This window comes from Paludisphaera borealis (assembly GCF_001956985.1).
In the GTDB taxonomy this organism is placed as follows: Bacteria; Planctomycetota; Planctomycetia; order Isosphaerales; family Isosphaeraceae; genus Paludisphaera; species Paludisphaera borealis.
In genome coordinates this window covers 3,716,399-3,737,336 of the sequence record NZ_CP019082.1, presented here as the reverse complement: position 1 = coordinate 3,737,336, position 20,938 = coordinate 3,716,399, and the positions used below count along the sequence as shown (strand labels likewise).

The following is a 20,938-nucleotide window of genomic DNA, read 5'->3' as shown; positions in this document are numbered from 1 at the left end:
GTCCAGCGGTCCGGGGTGGTTCGGACTTCCGGGCCGATCAGCTGGTCAAGGAGGGCAGGCCGAGCTTGCGGATGACCTGCATTGGAAGGAAGAGGTGCCGTGGGTCGTCGAGCAGCGGCATGAACCCGAACTTCAGGTAAAAGTTCCGGGCGGCGTCATCGATCGCATCGACCTCCACCGCCCGGATGCCGATATGTTCGGCGAGGTGCTGCGCTCGCCGCAGGGCATCGATCAGCAGGAGCGAGCCGAGGCCTCGGCCCTGGGCCGAGCGGTCCACCGCCAGCCGGCCCAGCAGGACGACCGGCAGGTCCAGCCGAGGCAATCCCTTGGCCTGGTCGGCGGGCAGGGCCTCGAAGGCGACCCCGTGATTCGAGAGGGCGTAGTAGCCGAGCACTACGGCCTCGCCCTTCCTGACGGCGACGTAGGTGCGGGCGAGATCCCGCTTCTGGAACTGACCGGCTTTCTGCCGCAGCCAGTCGGAGAGCATCGGCTGGCCGCAGTCGAACGATGAGCGATCGTGGGACGCTCCCAGCCGCTCGATGCTCCAGGCGTCGGATGAATCAGCCAAGGTGCTGCTTGTACCTCTGGGCTGCCTTGATGAGAGCGGAGTTCGGTCGGGCTTCGGCGTCGTCGAGGAGGGCGGCGAAGCGGTCGCGGTCCCTGTCGCTGAGGACGGTCACGCTTTGCTCGTGCATGACCGCGCGCGCCTGTCGGACCAAGGTGCTGACGGCGAAGTCGCTGACGGACTGGCCCAGCGAGGCCGCCGCCTCCTCGATGACCTCCTTCAACTCGGAAGGAAGGCGGAAGTTCAGACGTGAATCCCTCACCCCGGACGCCATGTCACATCCTCTCAGCGGGCCGCCGATGTACAGCGTTTTGCCACATGAGTCATTCTACTTCGGTCTGAGCGGAAGAACGATGCGAACTTGCCGAAGCCGGAATCGGGGCGGCCGACGGCTTCCCCGCCGTGACTTTCTCGAAGGGGACGTTCGTGATGGGATACTTCGGCCAGTCGCGGTAGTCGAAGTGCCACCATTCGACCTCGTTGACGGCGAACCCCTGGTCCTCCATCGCCTTGCGGAGCACTTCGCGATGCCACCGCTGGAGCGACGTTCCGCCCGGGTAGTCGGGGTTCGAGCGGGTCGAGAACTCGTCGTAGCCGCCGACCATCTCGACCGGCCTTCCGCTCTCCAGCTCGTAGAGCGACAGATCCACGGCGCAGCCTCGGTTGTGCTTCGAGCCTTTCGTCGGGTCGGCGACGAAGCCGTGGTTCGACTCGGGCGTGGCGTCCCAGAAAATCCGCGTCACGTACCACGGCCGATAGGCGTCGTGGATCAAGAGCCCGAAACCCCGGTCCCGGAGCGACCTGTGCGCCTTCGCCAGGGCTTCGGCGGCCGGCCGCTGCATGAACGCTCGGGCCGAGGAGTAGACCGGGGTGCCGAGGAAGTTGTTCGTCGTTGCGTACCGGACGTCCAGTTTGATCGCCGGGTCTAGGCCCGTCAGGTCGACCAGATCGGGCGCGAGGAACTCACCGCGTTCGACCGGGGGCGTCGCGGCCAGGGCTTCCGTCCGAAGCGCCGCCACCGGACGCACGGGGTTGATCCGAAAGGTCGACCCGTCGTCGCCGTCGATCCTCCGCCGCTCGAACGTCACGCCGGCCGCCACGGCCCGAGTCGCCCGGCCCGCGGCGTCGCGCGTGAACACGATCGACTCGCCGTCGTAAAGCCCTCGCTTCGGAAACCGGAAGACGTCGGGCGACTCTTCGATCAACGGGTCAAGATAGAACCACTCGATCAACGCCTGGAGTCGCCCGTCCCGTTCGTGGATATAGAGCGTATTGTGGTCCCAGCCGTACTCGCCGATCAGGCCGTCCCACCGCGAAGGCGGGGCCGCGGGCTTGCGGTCCTCGACCTTCTTCGCCGTGATCTTCTCGAACGTGACCGTGTCGTCCCGGACGGTCAAGCGCGTCCCAAAGTCGAGCGGTCCGTCTTCCCTCATCCCGTCCTTCCCCACGCGGATCTCGGTCCGAAGGCCGCCGATCGCCTGCGTCAGGAACAGCCGATCGCCTCGGGCGACCAGCTCGACGGCCGAATCCCCCTCGCCGTAACGTCCCGCAACGCGTCCGGCGAGCCCGGCTTCGAGCGGCTCGCCCGCGTCGATCTCCGGCAAGGGCTCGCCTTTTCCGAGCGCCAGCAACAGCCGGAGCGCGGCGTCACTGATCCGCTTGGCCGTCGCGTTGGCGCAGTCCTTGGTCACGACGACCGCGACCCCGATCTGTGCGTCCGGCAGGGCCGAGAGGTCGGTCGCGAAGCCGTAGATCGCCCCGCCGTGCCCGATTCGCTCGTGCCCCTCGAACCTCTCCAGGGTGAAGCCCAGGCCGAAGCTTCGGGTCGAGGCGGCACCGGGAAATTGCTCGGTCCACATCGTCTGGAGGGTTTCCGGCTTCACGATCGCGCCGCCCGGCCCTTTTCCGCCGTCGAAGAGGACCGACATCATCCGGCCGAGGTCGACCACCGACGACCGCAGGTTCCCGGCCGGCTCGGTCCCGAGCGGGAACGTCGGCGCGTCGAACACCCGGCCATCGTAGGTCCACATCACCCCCCGAGCCGTCGCCTTTTCGATCGCCGGCGACGTCCCGAAGCTCGTCGACGTCAGGCCCATCGGCTCGATCACCGTCCGCTTCAGGGACTCGGCGAACGGCTCACCCCGGACCACTTCCACCACCCGGCCGACGACCGTGATCGCCGCATTCGAATACTTCGTCCGCGTCGTCGGCGGGTAGACCAGTTCGGTCGCGTTCAGGCTCTTGACCGTATCGACGATCGAGGGGCTCGTCAGGTCGAAATAATGGCCCACGGGCGGCTCGCGAACCAGGCCCGAGCGGTGCGTCATCATCTGCCGCAGCGTGATCGGCGTCCCGAATCGATTCCCGGGCGTGAAGTCGGGCAAATACCGCGAGACCGGGGCGTCCAGGTCGACCAACCCCTGCTCCACGAGCTGCATCAGGGCCAGGTCGGTGAACAGCTTGGAGACCGAGCCGACCCTATAGACCGTGTCGGCCGTCGCGGCGATCCCCTCCTTCGGCCTGGCCAGCCCAAACCCCTTCGCCCAGGTGACGGTCCGCCCCTCCACCAGCGCGATCGAGATCGCCGGGAGGTCCTGGTCCTTCATCACCTGGCGGATCAACGTCTCCAGCTTCGTCGTCACCGGCGCGAGGCCGTCTCGGGGCCTGACTTCTTCCTCCGCCGCAACCCAACTCGTCGAGACCGCCATCAACCAAAGAGCCGCGCCGAAGGTCTTCCGCCTGGATTCCATGGGTCTTCACGCGCCTCCCGTCGAGTTTGCCGGCCTTCGGAAGTCGGCAGTTTACCGGCGCATCGGCGGCGTCGCCAGTCGCGGCCGGCATATGGGGCCGGCGAGGCGTCGTCAGGCGTCTCAGCGGGGGGCGTCGAGGTCGGGGATCGCGTCGTCCACGTCGGCCGGGAGCGCGGGGGCGGGCTTGGCTTGGGGCTTGGATTCGACCTTCGGCTTGAGGTCGGGGATCGCGGTCGGGAGGTCTTCGTCGTTGGTCGTCCTCGGCTTGGTTTGAGGAGCGGACGAGCGCCGGGGGGCGGGGGCGGGGATCGGTTCGAGGTCGTCGTAGAAGTCGTCGTCGTCGGGGCGGACGACGCGGGTCTTCGGCTGGGCGGTCGCGGGCCGGCGGGTCGAGGACCGGGGACGGCTGCTGGAGATCACGGGCGCGGGGATGGCTCCGTCGATCTCGATCTCCTCGCCTTCGATCACCGTGCCGCCCGGCTCGATCACCGTGGCGCCTCGGCTTCGCGGGGGACGGCCGCCGACCACGACGCCGGCCGGCAGGGCGGTCTTCTCGGCAAGCATCTGCTGAAGCGCGATCACCGGCTCGGGGACGGGCAGCGAGCTGTTGACCGCCAGGATCTCGCCGGCGGAGACGGGCCGGCCGTAGTACCGCATGTTCGCCTTCCAATCGATCTGGAGCGTGCCCCCCTCGGCGGAGACCCCGGCGAAGATGCCCTGAGTGTTGGAATAGGAGAGGATCTCCGACTTGAGCGTCACGTCGGTTCCGGCCTCGAACCGCTTGCCGACCGGCCCGGCCGCCGCGCCGACGTCCACGCCCAGGGTCAGCTTCCCCTTGCCCTTGACGAACCGGTCGAGCCCGCGCTGGGTCTGGAAGACGAGCACCAGGTCGGTCGACTGCGCCCCGGCCTGGAACCCGAAGCTGCCCCCCATCAGGTGGACGAAGACCGGGTTGCTCCAGGTTCCGTCGGGCTGCTTGACCAGCAGCACGCCGCGGCCGAACCGGGCCCCGATGACGAAGCTGGCCTTGAACATATCCGGGACGATGACGATCCCCTGCGCGTTCCGCATCACCAGCCGCGGCATCCCCGTCTTGGGGTTGCGCGTGACCTCGCTGAGGACGTCGATCGACCGCGAGACGCTGACGTCCGGGGGCTTCTGGGCGCTGGCCGTGCCGAGCGGGGCGAGTCCAAGGACGGCGCAAAAGGCGGCGGCCCGTCGCCAAGTAGAGGTCCGCATCAATGATCTCCCCTTCAGAGTGTCGAGCCGGCCGTCGCCCACGATCCGCGCGGACGCGTGTTCATCCGGCGGCTTGTACTCGGGGGCCGATTTTTCGTCAAGTCGAGCTCGACTCCTGCCGACAGGCGATCCGGTCGTCGAGACGCAGTCCCGTCCTCACCAGGGGAAGATCGATTTCCAGAGCTTGGAAATGTTGAATCCGCTGTTGGCGCCGGAGTTCGAGACGGGGTGGACGGCTTTGCCGGCCGTCGCTTTCGTGTGCTGCTGCTCCTTCAGTTGCTGCTGTTGCAGTTGCTTCAGTTGACGGGCCGAGGCTCGTTGCGCGGCCGCTTCGGCGGCGTGCTGCTGCTTGGCCTGAAGCTTGGCCTGGGCCTGGGCTTGAACCTGGGCTTGGGCCTGAAGCTGGTGGGAGAGGTTCGGGGTCGCGACCGTCAAGCCGCTGAGGGCGAGTCGGTCTTCCAGCGGCTCCAGCCGTGGTCTCGTCGAGTATCGAGTACGCATCGCTCTGGGCTCCTGCACGAACTCTTGAACGCCGGCGGATCGGCCTCCGCGGACCAGGTGAACCGCCGGCGCAACGGGCTCCATCCCCTTCCGGAAGCCCCCTCGCCCCGACGGCGGCGAGCCTCCCGTACGTCTTCACATCGGAGCCTCCCAACCGCGAACACCAGCGAGAACGTCGGTCGGCGGTGAGGCGAAGGCCTGTTGTGCGGCTTGTGCGGAGGCGATCGACCGCCGGGCCGCTTTCGGAATCTGTGTTAGTGGATTTTAATGAAAGTCTTGACATCCTGGCCGGGATTCCCCACGATTGGTCCTTCGGTTGAATTTGAGACTGAATCTCAGTCGCGAACGTTTCGCTGGTTGAGATTGGGTCTTCAGACCAAGTTGAGGTGGGCGACTGCCGTGGGAACGACTCATCGACGCGGATTCACGCTGATCGAGCTGTTGGTGGTGATCGCGATCATCGCGGTTCTGATCGCCCTGTTGTTGCCCGCGGTGCAAGCGGCCCGTGAGGCGGCTCGACGGATGCAGTGCATCAACAACCTGAAGCAGCTTGGGCTGGCGGTGCACAATTACGAGTCGACGAACGGGACGTTGCCTCCTCAGCAGATCCTGGGCTACAAGGGTTCGACGATCATCTTCAAGTCGCAGTGGGGGGTGACCTCGCGACTGGCGCCGTTCCTGGAGTTGGGGCCGCTTTACAACTCGCTCAATATGATCCTGAAGACGAGCGACCCGTCCAATTCGACGGTCGTGTCGACGTCGATCAAGACGCTGATCTGCCCGAGCGAAATCCAGCCGCAGCCGTATACGAGCACGAATTCCTCGGGTGTGACCAGCACGTATGCGGTCTCCAATTACGGGTGGTGCGTGGGGGATTGGTACGTCTTCGGGGGGCAGAACGGCACGCCCAATCGGGGGGCGTTCGGGGTCAACCGGAGCAAGACGTTCGCGGGGCTGACGGACGGCTTGAGCCAGACGATGCTCACGGCCGAGGTCAAAACCTATCAGCCCGCCTACCACGACTGCCCCGGGGCGATCCCCGCGAACTGGGCCTCTCCCACGGTTGTTCCCGACCCGACCACCGTCCTCTCGATCGTGGCTTCGGCCTCATCGGCCTGCAAAGCGCCGGCGGTGGGCCATGCCAAGTGGTGCAACGGCAACACGTTCCTCGACGCCTTCACGACGGCCTTGACCCCGAACACCAAGTCCCCTTCGGGCGCCCCCCCGGTGGACGTCGACCTCTGCTCCGAAGACGAGGACGACGGCGGCCCGACCTACTCGTCGGTCACCTCGCGGAGCTATCACCCGGGTGGGGTCAACACCCTGTTCGCCGATGGCAGCGTGCGGTTCATCAAGGAGACGATCCAGTGGCAGGCTTGGCGAGCCCTGGGGAGCGTCGCCGGGGGGGAAGTCGTCAGTTCTGATTCATACTGAGTTTAAGTAGGCTCGTCAGTTGAGTTGAGACGTCGTGTCACCGTTTGACCGAGTCTTCGGGGTAGATGCCGATCCGCGCCAGGCGACGTTGCCGCTCGGCCTCCTCGACCGTGGTGTTGGGGGTGGCGACGTAGCGGACGGGGGTGTCGCCGTCGGGCCGGGCGATCCGTTCGGCGGGACGGACTCCCTTGGCGATCGCCCTCCGCTCGTCGGCGTATTCGTTGAAGTGGATCGCCATGATCCGCCGCATTTCCGTGATGGCGGCCTCGGTCTGTTGCGCCGAGTGGTCGCTCGTGACGACGATCTCGGAGAGGGCGCCTTCGAGGTGGGCGCTCGTGTAGGGGACGATGCCGTCGCCGCCGCCCGGCAGGGGCTCCGTGCCGCTGTGGCCGATGATCGAGTGGTAGGGGACCGTCGGCTTGAGCGGCAGCCGGTCGATCGACTTGAGCACCGGGTTTTCGAGGCCGAGCTGGGCGACGCTGGTCGCGTAGCGGTTGCCCCGGAACGCCTGGGAGACCTCTTCCGAGCCGTTGAGCTTGGCCAGGGCCGCGCGGATGTCGATGATTTCCTTGGGAACGCGGATCAACCGCGAGGCGATCCGGCCGATCAGCTCGTCGCCCAGCGGGCTGCCGTGGTGCGGCGTCGAGATGAACACGACGCGGCTCACCGATGGCACGGGCTCGAAGAACATCGATTCGGTGAGCATCTTCTTGAGCTTGGGGTCGAGGTCGATCGACTCGGGCGGAACCTTCGCGGCGGCGTCCCAGAGCGTCGCCCCGCTCGAACTCATCATCAGCCTCGACAGCACTCCCCCCATGCTGTGCCCGACCACGAGCATGTGGTCGAACGCCGGGTCTTCGTCGTTGGGGTTGAACTCGTCGTGGACCGTCTTCAGGGCCAGCCGCAGCCGCGCGCCGGAGGCCAGGATGGGGTTGCCCGTCGAGTAGAAGAACATCCAGAACTGATACCGCTTGCGCAGCTCGGGGTCGCCCCGCAGCTCGTTCATTGCGTTGGCCCAGGCGAGCGGGCTGGACATCAGCCCGTGGACGAAGACCACCGGGATCTTGCCGCGCTGGTACGGGTCGAGCATGAAGATCCCGGTCTTGCCGTTGTATTCCGAGGGGAAGAACACGCCGAGCGGGCCGATCAGGTCGAGGTTGCGCTCGTGAAGCTGGCGGGCCAACCCGATGGTCAGGTCGTAGGCCAGTGGCAGGCTGGGGGCGTCCGGGGCGGGCTTCCACTGCATGTCGGGCTCGCGGACCGGGTCGTGCAGCTCGAGCATCGCCGGCGGCTCGCCCGCGCGGCCGGGCCGAAGCACGACCGACGCCGCCCGGTACAGGTCGGCCGGGAAGTGCTGCTGCGAGGGGTCGGTCCGCGCCTCGCCCCCCTCCAGCGTCAGGGGCTTCCGCTCGACCGACGTCGCCATGTGGATCACCACCGGCGCGCCCAATCCCCCCTGCCCCATCTCCTTCCGGAACCCCTTGACCTCGAACTGCCGCGAGGGGAGCACCTCTTGCCAGAGCGCCGCCTCGTACAGGCTGACCTTGCCCTCGACGCCGATCCCCGACCGCGCCAGGATCTCGGTCCAGGGGACCTTCTGAGTCTTCGCCTGGCGGTCGACCGACACCAACGCGTATTCGATCGCCCGCCGATAGGTGCTTTGCGCCCCCAGCGACTGCGCGATGTCGCGGCTGGGCGAGACCCCCTCCTCCAGCACGGCGGGAAGCGCCGCCAGGGCCGCGTCGCGGAAGTACAGGGTCGCCCAGTCCGGGTGCTTCCGGTCCAGCGCCATGCCCGCCTGGATCAGCCCATGGGCCTTGCCGTGCGCGGTTTCCGAACCGGACGTCGCGACGACCTCGTGGGTTTCGCGATCGAGGATCGGCCTCTCGTGGACGACGATCGAGGCGCACCCGGCGTTCAGCCAGAGCCCCAGCGCGACCGGAATGAGCCCCAGCCGCCGCCCCATCGTTGATGAGCCGCCGCCCCGGTTCCGGATCGCCCGATCAGCCTCGCGTCGGTCCCATCGCGCCATCCGAACGGCCTCTCCCTGGGCGGTCGATCTCGCTCCCAAACGCGGACGATCCGCGCCGGGATGCCTCAAGACAAGATCTCGCCGGGCATCTTACGGCCGTCCGCGATCCTGTCTGCGCCAGTTCTTGAACCCCCTGCGGGATTGGCTTTGATCGCGCGGATTTCGCCACGCCCACAGGTCGGGTGTCGAGTCCCTCGGCCTCTCCGGCCGCCCCGGGGAATTGGCTTTGATCGCGCGATTCCTCCCCTCGAGATGGTCGAGGGAAATCCCCTCCGGGTGCCACGAGTGGTATTCGACCCGTGCGACGCAAGCCATGGCTCAAAAACGGATTAAAACAACCCATGGTACCCAGGGCCACCCCCCGGCCGCCTTCCCCGAGCGCCCCGGGAAATTGGCTTTGATCGCGCGGATTTCGCCACACCCACAGGTCGGGTGTCGAGTCCCTCGGCCCCTCCGGCCGCTCCGTGGAATTGGCTTTGATCGCGCGGTTTTCTCATGCGTGACCGGAGGCCGATCCACTCTTCCCGTCTGGCCGCCCCGGGAAATTGGCTTTGATCGCGCGGTTTTCGCTCCTTCCATCTTCGCCGTCGCCGGATTGTCAAGGAGCGCGCGGACCCCGATCCCGTTGGAACGGGGTTTCCTATCTGGAACTTACGACCGGTTTCGCTTCGCCGACAAAACCCGCCCGCGAGTTCGTCGTCGGGATCGATCGGAAATCGTCAATATTCCGTAAGTCGATTCGATCGATTCATCCGTTGGGATTGTCGACGGCTCCGAGTCCTCGATTCCGGCGCAGCCAGACGATCTGGCCGGTGTGGTGTCGCGCGTGCCAGGCGTAGTAGCCGAGCACCTCGTCGAGGCGGGGGGACAGGCCCGTTTCGGGGTGATGAAACGTGCGCTGAAAGTCGCCGTCCGAGAGGCTCCGCAGCAGCAGGACCCAGCGGGCGTGCAGGCCGTCGATCAGCGCGAGCGACGCCCCGACCTCGCCGACGACCGAATCCGCCAGCGCCGCCCATCGGGACTCGTCGTAGGGCTTGATCGTCGGCCGGTCCTCGGTCAGCGCCCACTTGAACCGGGCGTAGCTCTGCATGTGGCTGTCGGCGATATGGTGCACGATCTGCCGGACCGTCCAGTTGCGATACTTCGTATCGAGCTGGTCCGCCGACAACGCCGCCACCGCATTCCGCACCTCCTCCGGCGTCTTCTCAAGCTCGTCGATCCATTCGGCCCGACGCGCACGGCTCGGCTCGCTCTCCAAGACATATCCACCGACCGGGAACTGAGGAGTGTTCATTGGGCGTGCTCTTTCCTTGGAGATGTCGTCTCTACTCATGGGGCGAGGCGGCTTGTGAGCCGTCGATCGCCGATTCGGGACGCTGTGTGATGATTTCCGATTTGATTCTATCGTTCGGCCGTATCCGCCATGAGACGCTCTCGACTGCTGGCGAGCGTGGTTGGCTCGCCGAACGGCAGGCGAACGACATCAGGCGGAACGGGGAGACATAGTCATGCGACGAACAGCCGCGCGCCGGGGGATCGATCGGCCGAACCAACCCACGATCAACGTCAAAGTTCGCGCCCGTTGGACGATCCCCCTCACGGCAGGCCTGGCCATTACGCTCGCCGCGTGCGGCGGTCCATCGACCCCTCCCGAGCCAGACAGCCCCGCCGCCTACAACAATCGCGGTAACGTCTGGCTCGGGAAGAAGGAGTACGAGAAGGCGAACGGCGACTTCAACGAGGCGATCCGCCTCGATCCGGGCTCCGTCTGGCCCCGGCTCGGCAAGGCGCTTGTGGGGCTTTCGACGGGGCGCGAGGAGGCCGTCGCTGACGCCCGATTGGCGATCGAAGCGGCCGGTTGGAAGGACGAGAACTCCATCTACGCGACGATCGTCGGCCACCTTGGGGCCAGGCGGGTCAAGAAGGACGACGTGGCGAAGGAGGTGCTCGACGAGGCGGATCGCAAGGCGGATAAGTCCCATTGGCCCTACCCGGTGGTGAAGTATCTGCGCCGCGAGATCGACGAAAAAGCCCTCCTGGCCCTGGCGACCGATGATGACAAGATGACCGAAGCTCGGTGTTATCTCGGGATCGACCAAATGCTATCGGGCCGGCCCGCCGAGGCGAGGGAGAATTTCCTCTGGGTCAAGGAGCACGGCACCCCCGGCTATGTGGAGGTTCCTCTCGCCGTGGCCGAGCTGGATCGGCTGGAGACGGAAAAGCCGGCCGGGGGGAAATGACCGGCTTCAGCTTGGCCGTCGGGACGAGTCACCACGGAGGACGCGGAGGGCACGGAGGGGGAACGATTCCATCGTCGGGTCGATCCGATGTCCGGCATCGATCCCCTGTTCCATCGGCGTTCGATTCACTCGCTGGCGCTTCGGGCTTGTATTCGGACCCGGACACGGAATACGAGCCCGAAGCGCCAGCGAGTGAATGGCTTCCAACGGCCGACCGAAAATTCCCTCGCTGGGTGTTCTCGATCTGCGTCACCGGCCGCCGAAGAGGGCTTCGTGCATGCCGGGCTCGGGGCGGTTGGTCTTGGGGTTCCAGTAGTTGAAGCCGGCGCGCCAGTCCCAGAGGGCCCAGCCGATGTCGGCGGCTTCGAGGCGGGTGCGGAAGTCGCGGTAGTAGTTGGCGCGTGAGGTCGGGTCGGCGGCGGTGTAGGCGCCGAACTCGCCGAGGTAGACGGGGCGGCCGTAGTAGGCGGACCACTCCTTGATCCGGGCGACCGCCTGGTCCATCACCCGCGGGCTGATCGGGTTCGACTCGGTCGGGAGGCTGTTGTACGCCTTGATCGTGGCGAGGAACCCGGGGCTGAGCGCGAGGCCCGGGGCGGGCTTCAAGGGCGACTTCGGCGGGCCCGGGAAGACGAAGCCGGTCTGCTTGCGGTCGTCGCTGTCGCCGGTCCAGCTCGCCCCCTGGTGAGTGAAGAGGAACGGGTCGTAGCAGTGGACCGTGACGAGGATGTTCAGGTCGTCGTCCGGCACGCGGAGCTGCGGCAGCTCGGAGATCGCGTTCCAACGACCCGGCCCGACGACGATCGTCCGGTCCGGATTGGTCTGGCGAATCTCACGGATCGCCTCGGCGAAGATCGGGTTGATCACCTCGGTCGTCGCCGCGTCCTTCGATTCGTTGAGCAGCTCAAAGGCCAGGGTCTCGGGCCGGTTCGCGTAGTGCGCGGCGATCTGCCGCCAGATGGCGAGGAATTTGGCCGTGTTCTTGGCGGGATCGGTCGTGAAGTCGTCGAAGTGGTGGATGTTGACCATGACGCCCAGCTTCTCGGCCAGGGCGGCGTCGATCAGGCGGTCGGCTCGCTGGAAGATCGCGGGCGACAGCCTGTATTCGGGGGCGGGGCCGGCGTAGTGGTGCCAGCCGACGGGGAGCCGGATGTGGTCGAACCCCTCGGCCCGGACGTGGCGGATGTCGTCCGCGTTGTAGTTCACCGCCCAGGTCTGGCCCGGAGGAACTTCCAGGTCGTTGCCGAAGTTCGCCCCGTGGCGGAACCGCTTCGCGGCGCGGTGGGCCGGCGTGTCGTGACTGAGGATGCGCTTGGGCTCGCGGAAGCCCTTCGGCAGCGCAGCGCGGGCCTTGAAGTGGAGCGTCACGGGAGTACCGGCCGTGACTTCGAGCTTCGTTGAGAGCGTCTCGTTGTGCCACGTTCTGGCGTAGCGGTCGCCCGACGCGGCCGCGACCTCGGCGGTCTGGACGACGACCGTCCCGCCCCGGCTCTCCCAGCCCGGAACCTCGGCGCCCTTGCCTTGCTCGAACCCACCGTCGGCGAGCTTCGCCCCGTCGGCTTTGAGGTCGTCCCAGAGGACTTCCTGGCGGTACAAAACGCCCGGCGAAGCCTGCTCCCAGGGGCCCATCAGCGTGACCGCGACGGTTCCCGTCGCCCTGGGCGTGAACCGGACCGACAGCCCGCGCCAGCCGATCCGGCTGACGGGGAAGTTCACCGTGTACGAGCCGGTCTGGCGGTCGGCCGGCAGCCAGTTAGGGCGGTCGATCGAGCCGTCGCCGACGGTGATCCGGCCGTCGTCGATCGCGCCGGTCTTGGCGTCGGCGGTCAGGTCGAACCGGGCCGAGCCGGCGAGCTTGACGGGCTCGTCGGCGAGGGCGAACGCCGTGGGAATGAGGAGGAAGGCCAGTGCGGCGAGGGGGCGACGCGGCGGAATCATGGTGAGGTCTCCCGGAAGCGGAGTCACGCCGACAGAGTCGGGCGCCGGCTACCGGGGAGACCCGCCCTGGGGCCTTGGCCTGGGTGGAGTCGTCATTCGTCCAGAGGGGGCTCGACCAGCTCCCGGCTGATCCGGAAGGCCATCTGGCCGATCTCGTCGCCGAGGTACTCGGCGTGGGGCCAGGGCCAGTCGACGGGGTCGTTGAAGAACCGGGGGATGATGTGCCAGTGGCAGTGGTCGATCGTCTGACCGGCGGCGCGGCCGCTGTTGACGATGACGTTGGAGCCGTCCGACCCGGTGGCGGCGTGGACGGCGCGGACCAACCGGGGGAGCAGCGAGCCGGCGTGGGCGGCGAGCGCGTCGGGCAGCTCGGCGACCTGGCGGTGATGGGCGCGCGGCACGATCAGGACGTGCCCCTTGTTGACGGGGTTGACGTCGAGGAAGGCCACGGCGTGCTCGGTTTCGAGCACGCGCGCCGAGGGGATCTCGCCGTGGACGATCTTGCAGAAGATGCAGTCGGGGTCGCGATGTTCTCGGCTCATCGTGGTTCGGCGCTCCTTATCCCGCGGAGGGCACCCGGCGAGGCCCGAGGGCCGGCCGCAATGGGCCGGCCCGATCGATCGAGATCAGTGCGCGGCGGGAGCCGGGGCCAGCGAGGGGACGACGGCGGGCCGGGTCGGGGCCTTGATCTGCTCGTCCTCGCCCAGCAGGGAGATGACGGCCATCGCGGCGGCGTCGCCCTGACGGACCTTGGCGAGCTTGTAGATCCGGGTGTAGCCGCCGGGGCGGTTCTTGAACCGGGGGCCGACCTCGTGGAACAGCTTGTAGGCGACCTGCTTGTTGGTCAGGACCGCCAGGCTGCGCCGGAAGTTGTTGAGCTCGAACCCGTCCTTGGCCAGGGTGATCAGCTTCTCCGCGTACGGCTGAAGCTCCTTGGCTTTGGGCAGGGTCGTGGTGATCTTGCCGTGTTCCAGCAGCGCGGTGGCCAGATTGCGCAGGAGCATGCGGCGGTGTTCGGGAGTTCGCTTGAACTTGCGGCCGGCTTTTCTATGACGCATGGCGGATTTCGTCTGGATTCAAGCGGCCGGGGGCGTCGGTGCTCTTGGGGAGGCCGTCGCCCGGGGCCTTGGGAAATCGGATTCGCTTGGAATTGGACGGTGACGAGGTCGGCTGACTAGCTCTTGACCGGGACGTTCATCCCCAGGTCGAGGCCGATCTCGAGGAGCTTGGCGCGGACCTCCTTGAGGGTGGTCTCGCCGAAGTTGCGGACGTTCAGGAGCTGGTCCTCGGAGCGGCTCACCAGGTGTCGGACGGTGGTGATCCCTTCGCTTTCGAGGCAGTTGGTGGCCCGGACCGACAGTTCGAGCTCGGCGAGGCTCATGTCGAGCTTGCGTTCCAGCTCGGCGTCGAGCGGGGCGTGCTGGTGGCTGTCGTACGGGCTGGCCTCGCTGGGGAGTCCGGGGCCGGGCTCGTTGTACTGGACGAACGGGTTGAGGTGCTTGCGGAGGATCTTGGCGGCCTCCACGAGCGCCATCTCGGGATTGAGGACGCCGGTGGTCCAGATCCGGAGGATGAGCTTGTCGTAGTTGGTCCGCTGGCCGACGCGGGTGTTCTCGACGTTGTACTCGACGCGGTGGACCGGGCTGAAGCTGGAGTCGATGGGGATGACGCCGATTTCGAGGTCGTCGACGTGTCCCTCGGCGGCGGTCTTGTAGCCGCGGCCGTTCTCGACGGACATTTCCAGGTGGAACGGCACGTCGTCGGTCAGAGTGCAAAGGATGTGATCGGGATTGATGATCTCGATCGACTCGTCGTGGAGGATGTCGGCGGCGGTGACCACGCCCCGGCGGTCGCGGTCGATGCGAATCGTCCGGGGGTGTTCGGAGTGGTTCTTGACGACCAGGAGCTTGATATTGAGCACCAGGTCGGTGATGTCGTCGACCATGCCGGGGATTGACGAAAACTCGTGCTGAATCCCCTGGATCTTGATCTTGGTGATCGAGCTGCCCTCCAGGCTGGAGAGCAAGATCCGGCGAAGGCTGTTGCCGACGGTGTGGCCGAAGCCGCGTTCGAACGGCTCGATATGAAACTCGCCGAACGTGTCGGAGAGGTTCTCGCGGTTGCAGATGACCCGGCTGGGCAATTCGAGGCCGCGCCAACGGATACGCATCATGAAGTCCCCCAGAAGTGCTCTCGACGCGCCGCGATCAACGGCTCAACAACTCGACGATCAACTGCGGCGTCACGGGCAGGGCGACGTCCTGAACGGCGGGGAGGCGGCTGACCCGACCCTCGGGGGGGTCGGTGCTGATCCGATCGAGCCATTCGGGGACCGGCATGACGTTGGTGCCGAGGTTGCTGACGGCGAGGCGCTGCGAGTGTTCCCGGTTCTTGACCTGGATCACGTCGCCGGGGCGGACCATGTAGCTCGGGATGTCGAGCTTGCGGCCGTTGATCAGGATGTGGCCGTGGCGGATGAACTGGCGAGCCTGGGGGCGGCTGTGGGCGAATCCCAGGCGGGTGACCACGTTGTCGAGCCGGCGCTCGAGCAGCGACATCAGGGCGTCGCCGGTGTTGCCGGCCTTGCGGGCGGCTTCGGCGAAGTACTTGCGGAACTGCTTCTCATAGATGCCGTAGTACCGCTTGACCTTCTGCTTCTCGCGCAGCCGGATGGCGTATTCGCTGGCTTTCCCCCGGCGGAATTGGTGCATGCCGGGGACCCCGTCGCGGCGATCCACAGCGCACTTGGGGGTGTCGCACCGCGAGCCCTTCAGGAAGAGCTTCATCCCCTCGCGGCGGCAAAGCCGGCAGACTGGTCCAGTATGTCGTCCCATGATGAATCCACGAACCTCGATCGGATTGTGTGTTGAGTTCTCGAACTAATCGTATCTTTGTCGATGGTCGGCGCCGGTTTCGGGCGTCGCCGCGCCGCCCGCATGGGGGCCGGCCCGACAGGGCGAGCGAGAGGCGGTCGTCAGACGCGCCGCTTCTTGGGCGGCCGGCAGCCGTTGTGGGGCAGCGGGGTGACGTCTTCGATGGCCTTGATCGACAGCCCGGAGGCCTGGATGGCGGTGATGGCGCTCTCGCGGCCGGAGCCGGGTCCCTTGACCTTGACCTCGACTTCCTTGACGCCGTATTTGGTCGCGGCGGCGGCCGCGGTTTCGGCGGCGCGCTGGGCGGCGAACGGCGTGCTCTTGCGGCTGCCCTTGAAGCCGACGGTCCCTGACGAGGCCCAGCAGAGGGCGTCGCCGTTGGGGTCGGTGATCGTGACCGTCGTGTTGTTGAACGTCGCCTTGATGTGCACCACCGCACGGCTGACGTTGCGTCGCGTCTTTCGCTTCTTGGCCTTGGCCACGGGTCGAGTGCTCCTGATCAACCAGATTCAATCAAAATGATGGATGCGGGACCGATGCCTGTCGCCGGCGGTCGTCCGTCGGCGGTCGCGACCACCGAGGCGCCGTCCGCGGACCCCTAGGCGGCCTCGCGAGTCGAGGCCGCACGGTCCACGTCGGGTCGCGTTTCGTCGCGCCGGCGGCAAGGCGGCGATCAGCGCATTTCCTTGACGCCCTTCTTGCCGGCGACCGTCTTCCGCGGCCCCTTGCGGGTCCGGGCGTTGGTGCGGGTGCGCTGACCGCGCACCGGCAGGCCCTTGCGGTGCCGGAGGCCCCGGTAGCTGCCGATTTCGCGGAGCCGGGCGATGTTCTGCTGGACCTGGCGGCGGAGCTGGCCCTCGACGACGTACTCGTTGTCGAGCAGCGCGGCGAGCTTGGCGAGGTCGTCCTCGGTCAGGTCGCGGGCGCGCTTGTCCGGGTCGATGCCCGCTCGCTCGCAGAGCTGGTCGGCCATGAACGGACCGATCCCGTAAATATAGCGCAACGAGATGACCGTTCGCTTGTCGTTGGGTATGTCGACGCCCAGAATACGAGGCATTCCTTCAGTCTCCGTCGATCCAAGGCTGTTCTTGGTGTTCGGTGTCGCGACGCGCCGACAAGGGCTGCGGCGCGCCGGCGGGTCAACCCTGCCGTTGCTTGTGCCGGGGGTTGGTGCAGATCACGAAGACCTTCCCCGCCCGGCGGACGATCTTACAACTCTCGCAAATCCGCTTGACGCTCGATCGTACTTTCATGGCCGTCGCAACTTTCGTGTCTCGATCTCGGTCCGCGACGTCGAGCCCGCCGCGGCACGGCGAACACGAACGGACCGCGGTGGTCCGGGGCCGCTTCGATTAACAGGGCTCGTCGTGCTCCACCCGCCCTCTCGATCCGCGTCGCACGACTCCCGTCGGACGACGATTCGATTGCTCGGCTCCCCGACGAGCGATCCGGCGACCGGACCGCAAGCGAGACCCACCGAGCGACGGATGGGCGTAAACCGGGTGAAGCAGGAAACAACAGGGCTTCGGCGGTTGCAATCCGTCTCGCAACCGGGGCCGAAGTCTCGGGGATGCTCGATCGCCTGGCGACCCGACCGCCGCCGGACTATTTGAGGGAGTCCAGGCGCAGCACTACATGGGGGTCTCAGGGGAATCGGATCATCGTAACGTTCCTTCTCAAGTTCCGCAAGGGGTTAAGGCGTCCCTCCTGTCAAGATTGTTTTCAACGGGATCGACCGGAGCGGGTCGGCGGGGCGTCGCATCCGGTCGTCGTTGGATTCGGTTCCCTCGGGAAGATCGGTTCGGCGTCGTCAGTCTTCCAGCAGCGTCAGGACGCGGGGGCCTTCGGGCGTCATGGCGATGGTGTGCTCGAAGTGGGCGCTGGGGCGGCGGTCCTTGGTCTCGACGGTCCAGCCGTCGTCGAGGGTGCGGACGTCCTTGGTTCCCATGGCGACCATCGGCTCGACGGCGAGGACGATTCCGGGTTCGAGGCGGATGTCGTTCTTGCGGAGGGCCTTGCTGACGAAGTTGGGGACCTGCGGCTCCTCGTGCATGTCCTGGCCGATGCCGTGGCCGACGAATTTCTCGATGACGTGGAACCCCTGGCTCTTGACGTACTGCTCCATCAGGCTGGCGACTTCCGACCAGTACCGGCAGCGGCCCATGGCCCGGATCGCCAGTGCGAGGGTTTCGGAGGTGACGTCGAGGAGCTTCTGAACGTCCGGGGGGATCGCGCCGATGGCCAGGGTGACGGCCGAGTCGCCGCACCAGCCGCCGACCTTGCAGCCGGTGTCGATCGAGACCACGTCCCCTTCGCGGAGCGGCCGCTTGTTGGGGATGCCGTGGACGACGTGCTCGTTGACGCTGGAGCAGATGACCGCCGGGAACGGCGGCTTGCCCTTGGTCGAGCACGGGTAGCCGAGGAACAGGGGTTGCGCGTCGTGCTCGCGGAACACGGCGGCGACGGCCTCGTCCATGTCGGCGGTGGTCGCCCCCGGCACGGCCAGCTTGCGAGCCTCGGCCAGGGCCTTGGCGACCACCCGGCCGGCGTCGCGCATCAGGGTGATTTCGCGGGGGCTCTTGAGCCGGACCATCGGCCTGGGCCGAGGACCGGCCGAACCGTCGGGCCCCGACGCGCCCGGGGCGCGGCCGAGGCCGGACAAGAACGACGGCAGCGATGGACGACGGCTCGCGCCGCGATGGGAAGACACGGTGCGACGACTCCTCACTTCCGGTTCACGAGACCGGAGTAGTTCCTCATGACCAGGTGGCTGTCGATCTTCTGGACCAGGTCGAGGCAGACGCTGACGACGATCAAGAGGCCGGTGCCCCCCAGGAACTGGGCCACCGTGAAGTCGACGTTCAGGCCGTTCTGCACGAGCAAGGGGATGACGGCGACCAGCGACAGGAACGCGGCGCCGACGTAGGTGATCCGGAGCATCACCTTCTCAAGATACTCGGCGGTCCGCTTGCCCGGCCGGTAGCCCGGGATGAAGCTGCCGTAGTCCTTGAGGTTCTCGGCCATGTCCTTGGGATTGAAGGTGATGGCCGTCCAGAAGTAGCAGAAGAAGTAGATCAGGATGATGTTGCAGACGGTGTAGACGTAGCTCTGCCGCTGGAACGCGTCGGCCATCTCCTGGATCCCGCCGGCGAGCATCGAGCCGAACGACCAAGTCTCCGACCGCAGGCTCTGGGTCGCTCTGGCGAGGCTGTTGAGCACGAACGACGGGAAGATCAAGAGGCTCGACGCGAAGATGATCGGCATGACGCCCGCCTGGTTCACCTTCAGCGGCAGGAACTGCCGGGTGCCGCCGAAGACCCGCCGCCCGCGGACGTGCTTGGCCGACTGGGTGGGGATCCGCCGCTGGCTCTCGGTGATCGCGATCACTCCGACCACGACGGCGACGAACAGCCCCAGGAGCAGCACGAGCGTGATGATCCCGTACTTGCCGGGTTCGGGCGAGAGCCGGGTGGTCGAGTTCTCCCACAGGCCCTTGAGCGCCACCGGCATCCGGGACAGGATGCCCGCCATGATCAGGATGCTGATGCCGTTGCCGATGCCGTACTCGTCGATCTGCTCGCCGATCCACATCAGGAACACGGTTCCGGACGTCATGACCGAGACGCATATCAGCCCGTGCCAGAAGTCGCGATACTGGGGGAGCACCACGTTCATCTGGGGACTCATCATGTACTGGACCCAGAACGCGCTCTGGACGGCGCAGAGGATGACCGTGGCGTACCGCGTGTATTCGTTGATCCGCTTCCGGCCGCTCTCTCCTTCCTTCATCATCGCTTCGAGCGACGGCACGACGCTGCCGAGGAGCTGGAAGATGATCGAGGCGGAGATGTAGGGCATGATCCCCAGGCCGAAGATCGTGCTCATGCCGATCTGGGTGCCGCCGAACATGGCGACGGTGCCGAAGATCTTGCCGGCGGCGTTGGAGTTGAGCTGCTCCTCCCAGTTGCGGAGCTGCGCCTGGTTGACGATCGGCAGCGGGATGTAGAAGCCGATCCGGTAAATGGCCAGGAGCATGGCCGTGAAGAGGATCTTGCGCCGGAGTTCGGGGATCTTAAAGACGGTGAGCAGCTTGTCCACGCGCGATCGCCTCCGCTGGGCCGTGAGTCGGATCGAATCGAATCAAAAAGGTCCGCGGGCCTGGGCGCCCGGTTCGCGGCGGCGAGCCGGGCGCGGCGAGGCGGCGGAGAACGGACTGCGACGGCGTGTGGTCACGCCTTATCTCGATAGGACCGCCGCCCGGCGGCCGATCGCCTGGCAAGCCGGCGAAACGGTCCGCGGATCGGAACGGGTTGGGTCGGATGATCAGGCGCGGGCCGCGGCGGCGGCCGGGCCGCGCTGGTTCACGTAGGCGACGACGACGACCTTGCCGCCGGCGGCCTGGATCTTGGCGGCGGCCGACTCGCTGAACTTGGTCGCGTGGACTTCCAGCGCCTTGGTGAGCGCGCCGTCGCCCAGGACCTTGATCCCGTCGTGGTTGTAGCCCTTGACGAGCCCCTTGGCTCGCAAGGCGTCCTCGTCGACCAGGCCGGCCTCGGTGAAGACGGCTTCGAGGTCGTCGAGGTTGAGGATGACGTAGTGCTTCTTGAACGCGCCGTTGACGAATCCCCGCTTGGGGACGCGGCGGGCCAGCGGCATCTGGCCGCCTTCGAACAGCGGGCTGAGCTTGAAGCCCTGGCGCGACGAGTGGCCCTTGTGGCCCTTGCTCGAAGTCTTGCCGTGGCCCGAGCCGACACCGCGGCCGATCCGCTTCCGCTTCTTGCGGCGCTGGATTCCCTTGCTGACGTCGTGTAACTGCATCAGATCTGCACTCCCCGAAGCCGGGCGATCTCTTCTTTGGTCCGGAGTTGAGTCAGGCCCTGGATGGCGGCCTTGACCAGGTTCAGTTTGTTGGGGGAGCCGAAGCTCTTGGTGAGGACGTCCTTGATGCCGGCGGCCTCGACGACCGCGCGGACGGCGCCGCCGGCGATGACGCCGGTGCCCGGGCTGGCGGGCATCAAGAGCACGGTGGCCGCGCCGAACTTGCCGATCACCATGTGGGGGATCGTCGAGCCGCGGAGCTGGACCTTCTTCATCTGCTTGTGGGCGTCCTTGACCCCCTTCTCGACGGCGGGGGGGACTTCGTTGGCTTTGCCGTAGCCCCAGCTCACTTGCCCGCGGCCGTTGCCGACCACGACGAGCGCATTGAAGCTGAAGCGGCGGCCGCCCTTGACGACTGCCGCGCACCGCCGGATCGAGACGACGCTCTCAACCCATTCGCCGCGGTCGCGATCTCGTGAGTCGGATGACACTGAGGATCTCCTTCCAATACCATCGAGAGCCGTTGAAGACTTCAAATTCGAGTGTAA

Annotated in this window: 21 protein-coding genes; 2 read left to right on the top strand and 19 right to left on the bottom strand. The window is 66.8% G+C overall.

Features of this window, described 5'->3' with window-relative positions; translation table 11 throughout:
* Positions 1-37 precede the first annotated feature (37 nt).
* The 5 genes from BSF38_RS14580 to BSF38_RS14560 form a co-directional block, all read right to left on the bottom strand.
* On the bottom strand, positions 38-568 hold the full coding sequence (locus tag BSF38_RS14580; RefSeq protein WP_076346745.1) for a GNAT family N-acetyltransferase: 531 nt from the start codon (positions 566-568) through the stop codon (positions 38-40).
* The gene (locus BSF38_RS14575; protein ID WP_168189375.1) at positions 561-827 is read right to left on the bottom strand and encodes a type II toxin-antitoxin system TacA family antitoxin; all 267 of its coding nucleotides are present in this window, start codon (positions 825-827) and stop codon (positions 561-563) included. Before BSF38_RS14575 ends, BSF38_RS14580 begins: the two co-directional genes overlap by 8 nt.
* A gap of 61 nt (positions 828-888) precedes the next feature.
* Entirely contained in the window at positions 889-3,315 is a 2,427-nt protein-coding gene (locus BSF38_RS14570) for a serine hydrolase (RefSeq protein WP_076346741.1), read from the bottom strand.
* Positions 3,316-3,435: 120 nt separating this feature from the next.
* On the bottom strand, positions 3,436-4,554 hold the full coding sequence (locus BSF38_RS14565; protein ID WP_145952128.1) for a lipid-binding SYLF domain-containing protein: 1,119 nt from the start codon (positions 4,552-4,554) through the stop codon (positions 3,436-3,438).
* A gap of 156 nt (positions 4,555-4,710) precedes the next feature.
* A complete protein-coding gene (locus BSF38_RS14560; RefSeq protein ID WP_145952127.1) occupies positions 4,711-5,055 on the bottom strand; it encodes a hypothetical protein in 345 nt (114 codons plus the stop codon).
* A gap of 399 nt (positions 5,056-5,454) precedes the next feature.
* On the opposite strand from BSF38_RS14560, the gene BSF38_RS14555 reads away from it, so the two are divergent.
* On the top strand, positions 5,455-6,489 hold the full coding sequence (locus tag BSF38_RS14555; RefSeq protein ID WP_076346735.1) for a DUF1559 domain-containing protein: 1,035 nt from the start codon (positions 5,455-5,457) through the stop codon (positions 6,487-6,489).
* 37 nt (positions 6,490-6,526) lie between these two features.
* Here the strand turns inward: BSF38_RS14555 and BSF38_RS14550 are convergent, their stop codons facing one another.
* A complete protein-coding gene (locus BSF38_RS14550) occupies positions 6,527-8,521 on the bottom strand; it encodes an esterase/lipase family protein (RefSeq protein WP_076346733.1) in 1,995 nt (664 codons plus the stop codon).
* Positions 8,522-9,269: 748 nt separating this feature from the next.
* Positions 9,270-9,815 (bottom strand): YfiT family bacillithiol transferase, encoded by a 546-nt coding sequence (locus BSF38_RS14545; RefSeq protein ID WP_076346731.1) that lies wholly within the window; start codon positions 9,813-9,815, stop codon positions 9,270-9,272.
* A 214-nt stretch (positions 9,816-10,029) separates the two neighbouring features.
* Here BSF38_RS14545 and BSF38_RS14540 point away from each other — a divergent pair, with 214 nt between their 5' ends.
* Complete coding sequence (locus BSF38_RS14540; protein WP_076346729.1) at positions 10,030-10,761, top strand: tetratricopeptide repeat protein; 732 nt, start codon at positions 10,030-10,032, stop codon at positions 10,759-10,761.
* 249 nt (positions 10,762-11,010) lie between these two features.
* Here the strand turns inward: BSF38_RS14540 and BSF38_RS14535 are convergent, their stop codons facing one another.
* The 12 genes from BSF38_RS14535 to rpsE all read right to left on the bottom strand — a co-directional run bounded on the left by BSF38_RS14535 (position 11,011) and on the right by rpsE (position 20,881).
* On the bottom strand, positions 11,011-12,699 hold the full coding sequence (locus BSF38_RS14535; protein WP_076346727.1) for a glycoside hydrolase family 5 protein: 1,689 nt from the start codon (positions 12,697-12,699) through the stop codon (positions 11,011-11,013).
* Between the two features lie 92 nt (positions 12,700-12,791).
* Positions 12,792-13,241: an HIT family protein gene (locus tag BSF38_RS14530; RefSeq protein ID WP_076346725.1), complete on the bottom strand. Its 450-nt coding sequence runs from the start codon at positions 13,239-13,241 to the stop codon at positions 12,792-12,794.
* A gap of 84 nt (positions 13,242-13,325) precedes the next feature.
* Positions 13,326-13,757, bottom strand: coding sequence for a 50S ribosomal protein L17 (rplQ, locus tag BSF38_RS14525; RefSeq protein WP_076346723.1), 432 nt, complete (start codon positions 13,755-13,757; stop codon positions 13,326-13,328).
* Positions 13,758-13,873: 116 nt separating this feature from the next.
* Entirely contained in the window at positions 13,874-14,869 is a 996-nt protein-coding gene (locus tag BSF38_RS14520) for a DNA-directed RNA polymerase subunit alpha (RefSeq protein WP_076350906.1), read from the bottom strand.
* Between the two features lie 37 nt (positions 14,870-14,906).
* Positions 14,907-15,533 (bottom strand): 30S ribosomal protein S4, encoded by a 627-nt coding sequence (rpsD, locus tag BSF38_RS14515; RefSeq protein ID WP_076346721.1) that lies wholly within the window; start codon positions 15,531-15,533, stop codon positions 14,907-14,909.
* Between the two features lie 140 nt (positions 15,534-15,673).
* On the bottom strand, positions 15,674-16,054 hold the full coding sequence (gene rpsK, locus BSF38_RS14510; RefSeq protein ID WP_076346719.1) for a 30S ribosomal protein S11: 381 nt from the start codon (positions 16,052-16,054) through the stop codon (positions 15,674-15,676).
* A gap of 191 nt (positions 16,055-16,245) precedes the next feature.
* Positions 16,246-16,629, bottom strand: coding sequence for a 30S ribosomal protein S13 (rpsM, locus tag BSF38_RS14505; RefSeq protein ID WP_076346717.1), 384 nt, complete (start codon positions 16,627-16,629; stop codon positions 16,246-16,248).
* A gap of 82 nt (positions 16,630-16,711) precedes the next feature.
* Positions 16,712-16,825, bottom strand: a complete 114-nt coding sequence (gene rpmJ / locus BSF38_RS14500; protein ID WP_076346715.1) for a 50S ribosomal protein L36 — start codon at positions 16,823-16,825, stop codon at positions 16,712-16,714.
* Positions 16,826-17,382: 557 nt separating this feature from the next.
* On the bottom strand, positions 17,383-18,165 hold the full coding sequence (gene map / locus BSF38_RS14495) for a type I methionyl aminopeptidase (protein WP_076350904.1): 783 nt from the start codon (positions 18,163-18,165) through the stop codon (positions 17,383-17,385).
* Between the two features lie 131 nt (positions 18,166-18,296).
* Complete coding sequence (gene secY / locus BSF38_RS14490; protein WP_076346713.1) at positions 18,297-19,670, bottom strand: preprotein translocase subunit SecY; 1,374 nt, start codon at positions 19,668-19,670, stop codon at positions 18,297-18,299.
* Between the two features lie 225 nt (positions 19,671-19,895).
* The gene (gene rplO / locus BSF38_RS14485; protein ID WP_076346711.1) at positions 19,896-20,390 is read right to left on the bottom strand and encodes a 50S ribosomal protein L15; all 495 of its coding nucleotides are present in this window, start codon (positions 20,388-20,390) and stop codon (positions 19,896-19,898) included.
* Positions 20,390-20,881, bottom strand: a complete 492-nt coding sequence (gene rpsE, locus BSF38_RS14480; protein ID WP_076346709.1) for a 30S ribosomal protein S5 — start codon at positions 20,879-20,881, stop codon at positions 20,390-20,392. Before rpsE ends, rplO begins: the two co-directional genes overlap by 1 nt.
* Between the last annotated feature and the right edge of the window lie 57 nt (positions 20,882-20,938).

What these genes read in the sequence shown, in the direction of transcription:
- rpsM (WP_076346717.1), bottom strand. Translation starts at nt 16,629, where the DNA reads ATGCCTCGTATTCTGGGCGTCGACATACCCAACGACAAGCGAACGGTC.
- map (WP_076350904.1), bottom strand. Translation starts at nt 18,165, where the DNA reads ATGGTCCGGCTCAAGAGCCCCCGCGAAATCACCCTGATGCGCGACGCC.
- BSF38_RS14565 (WP_145952128.1), bottom strand. Translation starts at nt 4,554, where the DNA reads ATGCGGACCTCTACTTGGCGACGGGCCGCCGCCTTTTGCGCCGTCCTT.
- BSF38_RS14570 (WP_076346741.1), bottom strand. Translation starts at nt 3,315, where the DNA reads ATGGAATCCAGGCGGAAGACCTTCGGCGCGGCTCTTTGGTTGATGGCG.
- rpmJ (WP_076346715.1), bottom strand. Translation starts at nt 16,825, where the DNA reads ATGAAAGTACGATCGAGCGTCAAGCGGATTTGCGAGAGTTGTAAGATC.
- rplQ (WP_076346723.1), bottom strand. Translation starts at nt 13,757, where the DNA reads ATGCGTCATAGAAAAGCCGGCCGCAAGTTCAAGCGAACTCCCGAACAC.
- BSF38_RS14545 (WP_076346731.1), bottom strand. Translation starts at nt 9,815, where the DNA reads ATGAACACTCCTCAGTTCCCGGTCGGTGGATATGTCTTGGAGAGCGAG.
- BSF38_RS14540 (WP_076346729.1), top strand. Translation starts at nt 10,030, where the DNA reads ATGCGACGAACAGCCGCGCGCCGGGGGATCGATCGGCCGAACCAACCC.
- BSF38_RS14550 (WP_076346733.1), bottom strand. Translation starts at nt 8,521, where the DNA reads ATGGCGCGATGGGACCGACGCGAGGCTGATCGGGCGATCCGGAACCGG.
- BSF38_RS14530 (WP_076346725.1), bottom strand. Translation starts at nt 13,241, where the DNA reads ATGAGCCGAGAACATCGCGACCCCGACTGCATCTTCTGCAAGATCGTC.
- BSF38_RS14520 (WP_076350906.1), bottom strand. Translation starts at nt 14,869, where the DNA reads ATGCGTATCCGTTGGCGCGGCCTCGAATTGCCCAGCCGGGTCATCTGC.
- BSF38_RS14535 (WP_076346727.1), bottom strand. Translation starts at nt 12,699, where the DNA reads ATGATTCCGCCGCGTCGCCCCCTCGCCGCACTGGCCTTCCTCCTCATT.
- BSF38_RS14560 (WP_145952127.1), bottom strand. Translation starts at nt 5,055, where the DNA reads ATGCGTACTCGATACTCGACGAGACCACGGCTGGAGCCGCTGGAAGAC.
- rpsD (WP_076346721.1), bottom strand. Translation starts at nt 15,533, where the DNA reads ATGGGACGACATACTGGACCAGTCTGCCGGCTTTGCCGCCGCGAGGGG.
- rplO (WP_076346711.1), bottom strand. Translation starts at nt 20,390, where the DNA reads ATGCAGTTACACGACGTCAGCAAGGGAATCCAGCGCCGCAAGAAGCGG.